Annotated in this window: 6 protein-coding genes; 1 reads left to right on the top strand and 5 read right to left on the bottom strand. The window is 75.3% G+C overall.

Annotation, left to right across the window (positions count from 1 at the left end):
* Both AB0E14_RS38905 and AB0E14_RS38910 read right to left on the bottom strand, forming a co-directional pair.
* The coding region (locus tag AB0E14_RS38905; RefSeq protein ID WP_362430036.1) for an FtsX-like permease family protein at positions 1-1,690 on the bottom strand (1,690 nt) is incomplete at its 3' end.
* A gap of 165 nt (positions 1,691-1,855) precedes the next feature.
* Entirely contained in the window at positions 1,856-2,260 is a 405-nt protein-coding gene (locus AB0E14_RS38910) for a globin (protein ID WP_362430039.1), read from the bottom strand.
* A 152-nt stretch (positions 2,261-2,412) separates the two neighbouring features.
* Here AB0E14_RS38910 and AB0E14_RS38915 point away from each other — a divergent pair, with 152 nt between their 5' ends.
* Positions 2,413-3,408, top strand: coding sequence for a methyltransferase domain-containing protein (locus AB0E14_RS38915; RefSeq protein WP_362430042.1), 996 nt, complete (start codon positions 2,413-2,415; stop codon positions 3,406-3,408).
* 6 nt (positions 3,409-3,414) lie between these two features.
* Here AB0E14_RS38915 and AB0E14_RS38920 read toward each other — a convergent pair whose 3' ends face one another.
* The 3 genes from AB0E14_RS38920 to AB0E14_RS38930 all read right to left on the bottom strand — a co-directional run.
* Complete coding sequence (locus tag AB0E14_RS38920; RefSeq protein ID WP_362430045.1) at positions 3,415-4,614, bottom strand: FHA domain-containing protein; 1,200 nt, start codon at positions 4,612-4,614, stop codon at positions 3,415-3,417.
* Between the two features lie 41 nt (positions 4,615-4,655).
* Positions 4,656-5,984 carry a VWA domain-containing protein gene (locus AB0E14_RS38925; RefSeq protein WP_362430048.1) on the bottom strand — a complete coding sequence of 443 codons (1,329 nt, stop codon included), beginning with the start codon at positions 5,982-5,984 and terminating at the stop codon, positions 4,656-4,658.
* Positions 5,985-6,040: 56 nt separating this feature from the next.
* Positions 6,041-7,001: PP2C family serine/threonine-protein phosphatase (locus AB0E14_RS38930; protein ID WP_362430051.1), on the bottom strand; the 961-nt coding region annotated here is incomplete at its 5' end.

Raw genomic sequence — 7,001 nt, forward strand, 5'->3', positions numbered from 1 at the left:
TGAACTGCCAGCCCGCCAGCGCGGCCGGCAGGCCCCGGCCGCTCGCGGCGTACCGCTCGGCGAGCCGGGCCGCGGGCGGCAGCAGACGCAGGGTCAGGACGGTGCCGGCGAGCAGCGCGAGCGCGGGGGCCGCGACGAGCAGCGGGTCGATCCCGAGCGCGCCCGTGCTGTCACCGGTCAGCGCCCCGGAGCCGCCGGAGCCGCCCGGGCCCACGGAGCCGCCGGAGTCCTCGGAGACGACCGCCGCGACGCCGCCGGTCTGCCGGTCGAGCTGCCAGTACGCGACGGCCGCGACGACCAGCAGGCCGATGTCGGCGCCCGCCCGCACCGGCGCCGGCAGCGACGCGGCCCGCTTCTTGCGCAGGCTGACCCCCGCGCCGTCCCCGGTGCCGAGCGCGGGCGCCACGACGGCGGCCGCGCAGCACACGGCGACCAGCGCCGCGACCAGCCACACCTGGCCCAGCGGGATGTCGTCGAGCCGGACCCCGAGCGCGGCGAGGGCGGAACGGTCCGCGAGCAGCCGGGTCAGCGGGCCCGCGAGCAGCGGGGCGATCACGGCGGCGGGCAGCGCGAGCAGCAGCGCCTCCACGGCGGCGAGCCCGGCGATCCGGCGCCGCGAACCGCCCCGGGCCCGCAGCAGCGCGGTCTCGCCGGACCGCTCGGTGCTGAGCAGCCGGGCGACGAGCAGCAGGGCGTACGCGGCGAGCAGCACCAGCTGCACGGCGACGATCATCAGCGTGGACCGGGAGACGAGCAGGGCCCGCTCGGTCTGCGCCAGGACGGTGGGCAGCGAGGTGCGCGCGGTGACGGTCGTGCCGAACGGAGCCGTGTCGGTGAGGAGCGCCTTCGGCTCGGCCGACGCGGCGGCGCTCAGCGCCCCGATGCGCTCGGTCGTCACGTCGCCGTAGTCGGCGGAGGCCAGCCAGGACGTCTCGCCGGAGCTGACCCGGCCGGAGGCGAGGACGGCGGGGTCGGCGAGCAGCGGGCCGTAGGTCGTGAAGACCACGGTCCGCACGCCCCGCCCGCCCGCCGGGTCCAGCTGCCAGTACAGGTCGCCCGGGTCGAGCGGCCGGTAGAGCCCGGTCACCCGGGCCCGCACGGGCTTCCCACCGAGCCGGTCGGTGAGGTCGAGGACGGTCCCGGGGCCGATCCGCAGCCGCTTGGCCGCCTCCTCGGGGACGGCCACGTCGACGGAGGACGGTGCGCTGCCGGAGGACGCCGTGCCGCCGGGGGCGGGGGACGCGGTGTCGCCGGGGGACGGTGCGCCGCCGGGGCCGGGCCAGGCGCCCGCGACGAGCGCGAGCCGCGACCGGTCGAGGGCCGCGACATGCGTGAGATCGGGTTCGCCCTGGCGCGCGGCGGGGCTCTGCAGCGTGCGGGGCAGCGCGTACGGGCCCGAGCGCTCCAGCTTCCGTACGCTCACCGGCAGCCCGTCGAAGGTCCGGCCCGCCGACGCGCGCACGGCGGCGTCGGCGCTCTCCCGCTTCTCCTTCGGCACCTGCCCGGCGACGACGAGCGCGGCGCCGGGCGCCGCCCGGCCCTGGAGGGTGCCCCGCAGGGCGGCGTTGCCGACCGAGCCGGAGAAGGCCGCGAGGGCGGCGAGGACGGATGTCGTCAGGAGGACCGCGAGCAGCGCCGCGGCGAGCAGCAACCGGTGCGCCCTGACACGCAGCAGTACAAAACCGGTCACGCATCCCCCTGAACCCCGCCGAACGTTCGTCCGATGTTTTCAGAGGGCGCCTGCCGCTGGAAACCGCTTGCAGGCGGACCTTGACTGGATCGTGACCGTTATCCGGGCCGCAGGCTCCGGAATCCGTCAGTCCGCGGTCCGTCCGTCGTCAGTTCGCGGTCGCGGTCACTCCGCCGTGTTCACCATCGAGGCCGCCGCGTACGTCAGGTACTTCCACAGCTGGCTCTCGTGCTCGGGGGCGAGACCGAGTTCGTCCACCGCCGCGCGCATGTGCTTCAGCCAGGCGTCGTGCGCGGCCCGGTCGACCTGGAACGGCGCGTGCCGCATCCGCAGCCGGGGGTGGCCGCGGTGGTCGCTGTACGTGCGGGGGCCGCCCCAGTACTGGATCAGGAAGAGCACGAGGCGCTCCTCCGCCGGTCCGAGGTCCTCCTCCGGGTACATCGGGCGCAGCAGGGGGTCCTCCGCGACTCCCTGGTAGAAGCGGCGGACGAGACGCCGGAAGGTCTCCTCGCCACCCACCTGCTCGTAGAAGGTCTGCTCCTGAAGCGTGCCGCGCGGAATCTCGTTCACCGTTCCATCGTCTCAGATGCTCCGGCCTAGGACCGGAGGTCCAGGACCATCGCCGGGACCATCCCCGGGACCGCCGCCGGGACCGCCGGCGGCACCGCAGGCGGGCGCCGGGACCGCTCGCCTCCCCGGCGCCCGCGCAGGACAGTGGAGGCATGGGCGCTCAGCGGGAGCGGGACGGGTTCGCCGGGGACGCCTTCGCGCAGGACGGGGCGCGGGCGCGACGAGCCCTCGTGCGGGAGATCGAGGCGCACGGCGCGCTCCGCGACCCCGCCTGGCACGCGGCCTTCTCCGAGGTGCCCCGGCATCTGTTCGTTCCCTACTACTACGTCTCCGGGACCGGCGGCTACGAACGCCTCTGGTCCGGCGACCCGGACCCCGCCCGGCGGTCCCGCTGGCTGCGCGGGGCCTACCGGGACGTCCCGCTGGCCACCCGGGTACGGGACGGGGAACTGGTCACCTCCTCCAGCCAGCCTTCCCTGATGGCCCAGATGCTGGAGGCGCTCGACGTGCGTGAGGGGGACGACGTCCTGGAGATCGGCGCCGGCACCGGCTACAACGCCGCGCTGCTCAGCCACCGGCTCGGCGCGGAACACGTCACCACCGTCGACATCGACGAGGAGATCACCGAGTCCGCCCGCGCCCATCTCGCCGTCGCCGGGCACCGGCCCGCCGTGCTCACCGGCGACGGCGCCCGGGGCTGCCCGGGGCGCGCTCCCTTCGACCGGATCGTCGCGACCTGCACCGTGCCGTCGGTGCCGTACGCCTGGCTCGCGCAGTGCCGCCCCGACGCGCGCGTCCTCACTCCGCTCTCCACGGGGCTGCTCCTGCTCGAGGTCGCCGACGAGGCGCACGCCGAGGGGCGCTTCCTCGCGACGTCCGCGTACTTCGTCGCCCTGCGCGGCGGCAACGCCCGCTTCCCGCGCGCGCGGCCGATGGGGCTGCCCCGGCACGTCTTCGACGACGACCGCTTCCAGTTCCTGCGCACGCTGACGGAGGAGACCCTCGACGTGCGCGAAGCGCTCTCGCTCTGGCAGCGCGAACGGCGGCCGGAGCGGGAGCGCTTCGGGGTGACGGTGAGCGGGGGCCGGCAGTGGGCCTGGCTGGACGACCCGGCGGGGCCGTACGCCTGGCCCCTGCCGAGCAGCTGACGGGCCCTAGCCGCGCCGGATCGTGATCGTCGTCCAGGCGCCGACGTGCACCCGGTCGCCGTCCTGGAGCTGGACCGGCACGTAGGGCTGAATCGGTTCCTCGGCACCGTTGATCGTCGTGCCGTTGGTGGAGTTCTGGTCCACCACCGCCCACGAGCCGTCCGGCTGCTGCACCAGCACGGCGTGCTGGTGCGAGACGCCCGGGTCCTCCGGCGGCACCGACAGGTCGATGTCGGGCGACTCGCCCGTGGAGTGGCGGCGACGGCCGATGCTGACCTGGTTCCCCTGCAGCGGCAGGTGCTTCGCGGGGGAGTACGCGGGCAGGTTCAGGCCCGAGGCCTCGGGACCGCTGCGCTGCATCATCGCCATGAAGTAGTCGCGGTCAGGACCGATGTACGCGGCCCAGCCCCCGGCCGGCCGCGGCGGCTGGTACTGCGGCTGCGGGGCCTGAGGAGCCTGCGGGGGCTGCGGCGCCTGTACGGGCGCGGGCGCCTGCGGCTGCGAGGGCGGGGGCAGGACCCAGTCGTCGCCACCGGGCGACGGCGCCTGGTGCTGGGGCGGCGCGGGAGGCGCGGGCACCTGCGGCGGCGCGGGCGCCTGCGGCGGCGCCTGGAAGAAGGCGGGCGGAGGCGGCGGCGGTCCCTGCTGGAACCCCTGTCCCTGCGGGAACCCCGGCTGCGGCTGCGGCGCCTGAGGGGGCTGCACCTGCGGCGGCGGGGTGGGGTCGGCGGAGAGCGGCTCGGCCGGCCGGTTCATCTGCGAGGGCCGCGAGCCCTGGTACTCGTACGGATCCGGCTGCGGCGGCTGGGGCTGCGGCGGCGCGGGCCGGGGCGGGTTCTGGAAGCCCGGCGGCAGATTGAGGCCGGGCGGCGGACCCTGCTGCGGCGCGGCAGGCGCGACCGGGGTGTACGAGGTCGCGGTGTTGGTCAGGAAGTTCCAGCGGCACTCCTCGCAGAACGGCGCCATGGCCTCGCGCGGGGTGCGGCACTGCGGGCAGAGCTCCGCCTGGGCGGTCGCGTTCGGGTCGTAACCCCCGGGACCGGGACCCTGGCCGGGGCCGCCGGGCCCCGGGTAGCCGTACGCGGGCGGCGGCGGGGGAGGCGGCGGTACGGCACCCGCCGGCGCACCCGCCCCGGTCATGCGGTGTCCGCAGACCTCGCACCAGTCGTCGGAGACCGACTGATGTCCGTTCGGGCAGGTCGGCATGTCGGTGCTTCCCCCTCTCGTCGTCCGGCCCCCTGGCCGGGCTACTTCTTGACGCGAACCGTCTTGGTGGAGCGGGTCTCGAGAGTCATCTCGTCCGCTTCCGCGACCTTCGCCTTCAAACGCACAGTACCCGCCGCCGCGTCGACCACGTCCACCACCTTCGAAAGCAGTTTCGCGGTGTCCTCGTTGCCGGAGGCGGCCGCCAACTGCACCGCGCGCCCCAGCTTGGCCGTCGCCCCGTCGTGGTCGCCGGACTTGCGGGCGTCCAGGCCCTGCTGGATGACACGGGCCAGCTCGGCCTGGCCCGTGTAGTGCGCGACCTGCGGATTGATCGAGGTGGACATCGCCATGTCGTCCGTCCACACGGCCCGCACGAGGCCCTGGCCGAGCGTCGTCGGGGTCCCGCCGAGACGGTCGGGCACGATCAGCGAGACCCGGGCGGCGAGCATCTCCTGCCCGATCCCGGCCTGCGGGACCCGCACGCAGACGTGGTAGTCGCGGGACTCGTCGCCCCACGAGCCGGTGGGGTAGTCCCCGGCGCGCGGCCCGGCCTCCGTGCGGCGCCCGGTCAGGTCGGCGACCGTCGGGGCGACCTGCTTGACGAAGACGATCTCCACGCCGACCGGGGTCCACATTCGGAGCGCGACGTCCGCGACCTCCTTGCCCATGGCGTTCTCCATCATCACCGTGAAGTCCGTCGCGAGGCCCTGCGGATCGGCCACGATGTCGGCCGTGCCGAGCAGCGCCGAGGCGATCTCGGTGACCTCCTTGACCTCCCAGTCCGTACCGACACCGCGCGCGTCGCAGGTGAAGCGGCCGGCGCTCGCGTCGAGCGCGGCCCGCAGGTCCTCGGGGGACTCGTGCTCGTTGCGTCCGTCGGTGAGCAGGATGCCGTGCCGGATCGACACGTCGGCCGAGGCGAGCAGCCGGTCGGCGAGGCGCAGCCAGGTGCCGATCGCCGTACCGCCGCCCGCGCTCAGCCGGCGCAGGGCGTCCTTCGCCTGCCCGCGGGTGGCCGGTCCGGCGACGGCGAGCCGGCCGTTGCCGGGATACACCTCGTTCGCCACGTGCGTGCCGGCGACGACGGCGAACGAGGTGCCGTCGCGCAGGGCGTCGATGGCGGCGGCGGTCGCGTCCCGGGCTCCGCGCATCTTGGTCGGGGGGTAGTCCATGGAACCGGAGCAGTCGACCATGATCACCACGGCCGCGTCCGCGCCGGTGCCGTTCACTCCCGCGCCGCCGCTGGTACCGCCGCCGGTCGAGGTGACCGTGACGATGGCGCTGACGTCCCGCCCGCCCTCGGGCAGGAACTCGTTCTGGTACACGTCCACCGAGAACTGGGGCCGTTGCGACTTGGAGAAGTTCGCCATGAGTTGAGGCTCCTCGACAGACAAGTGTGAAGGGGGACAAGAAGGCCGGCGACCGCTCAGGCCGATCCTGCCCCTTGCGGAGAGAGGGCGAACGGCACGAGCGCCACTGTTACGTTGTCGTGGCCACCGCCGTCCAGGGCGTGGCCGACGAGCACCTGGGCGCCGTGCAGCGGTCGCCCCGCGGCGTCGGCGGGGACGACCCGGGCCATCTCCTCGGCGGCCTCGGCGTAGTTCCAGAGGCCGTCGGTGCAGACCACGACGACCCCGGGGCGGTCGGGCTTGAACGCGGCGGTGTGCGGCTCCAGTTCGTACGCGTCGGCGCCGAGCCAGCCGGTGATGGCGTGGGCGCGCTCGTCCGCGTACGCCTCCGCCTCGTTCATCAGGCCCGCCGCGACCATCTGGGCGGCCCAGGAGTCGTCCTGGGTGAGCCGCGCGGGCGGCGCTGTCCGGTCGTCCGGCACCCAGTAGGCGCGGCTGTCGCCGACCCAGCCGACGATCAGCAGTCCATCGGCGACGACCGCGCCGACGATGGTGCAGGCCGGGGCGTTCTGGTGGCGGTGCGGGTCGTGGTCGGCGCCGTCCTGGCCGGGCTCCTCCGCCAGGGAGTTGACCGCCTCGGATGCGGCGACGATCGCCTCGTGCATGGCCTGCTGGGGGTGGGTGCCGAGAGGGAGGGCGGTGAGCAGGGCCTGCCCGGCCGCGCGGGCCGCGGCGGCCGAGGCCTCGTCGGGGCGGGTCGCCGAGGAGACGCCGTCGCAGACGATCGCGAGCACGGCGGGGGATCCGTCGGGCAGCGCGGTGGCCGAGACCGAGAACGCGTCCTCGTTGCGGTGGTGCCGCAGGCCCCGGTCGCTCACGGCGGCGACCGAGGAGAGCTCCTCCTCCATGTGGTCGCGCTCGCGCGGCTGGGCGTGCCCGCAGTTCTCGCAGTACCCGTCGGGGTCCACGACGCCGGACCTGCAGGCCACGCAGAGCTTGCTCCCGGCGGGCGTCCCGGCGGGCGGGGCGGCGGCCGGC

It is taken from the genome of Streptomyces sp. NPDC047981, from assembly GCF_040653315.1.
GTDB lineage: Bacteria > Actinomycetota > Actinomycetes > Streptomycetales > Streptomycetaceae > Streptomyces.

What these genes read in the sequence shown, in the direction of transcription:
- AB0E14_RS38915 (WP_362430042.1), top strand. Translation starts at nt 2,413, where the DNA reads ATGGGCGCTCAGCGGGAGCGGGACGGGTTCGCCGGGGACGCCTTCGCG.
- AB0E14_RS38920 (WP_362430045.1), bottom strand. Translation starts at nt 4,614, where the DNA reads ATGCCGACCTGCCCGAACGGACATCAGTCGGTCTCCGACGACTGGTGC.
- AB0E14_RS38925 (WP_362430048.1), bottom strand. Translation starts at nt 5,984, where the DNA reads ATGGCGAACTTCTCCAAGTCGCAACGGCCCCAGTTCTCGGTGGACGTG.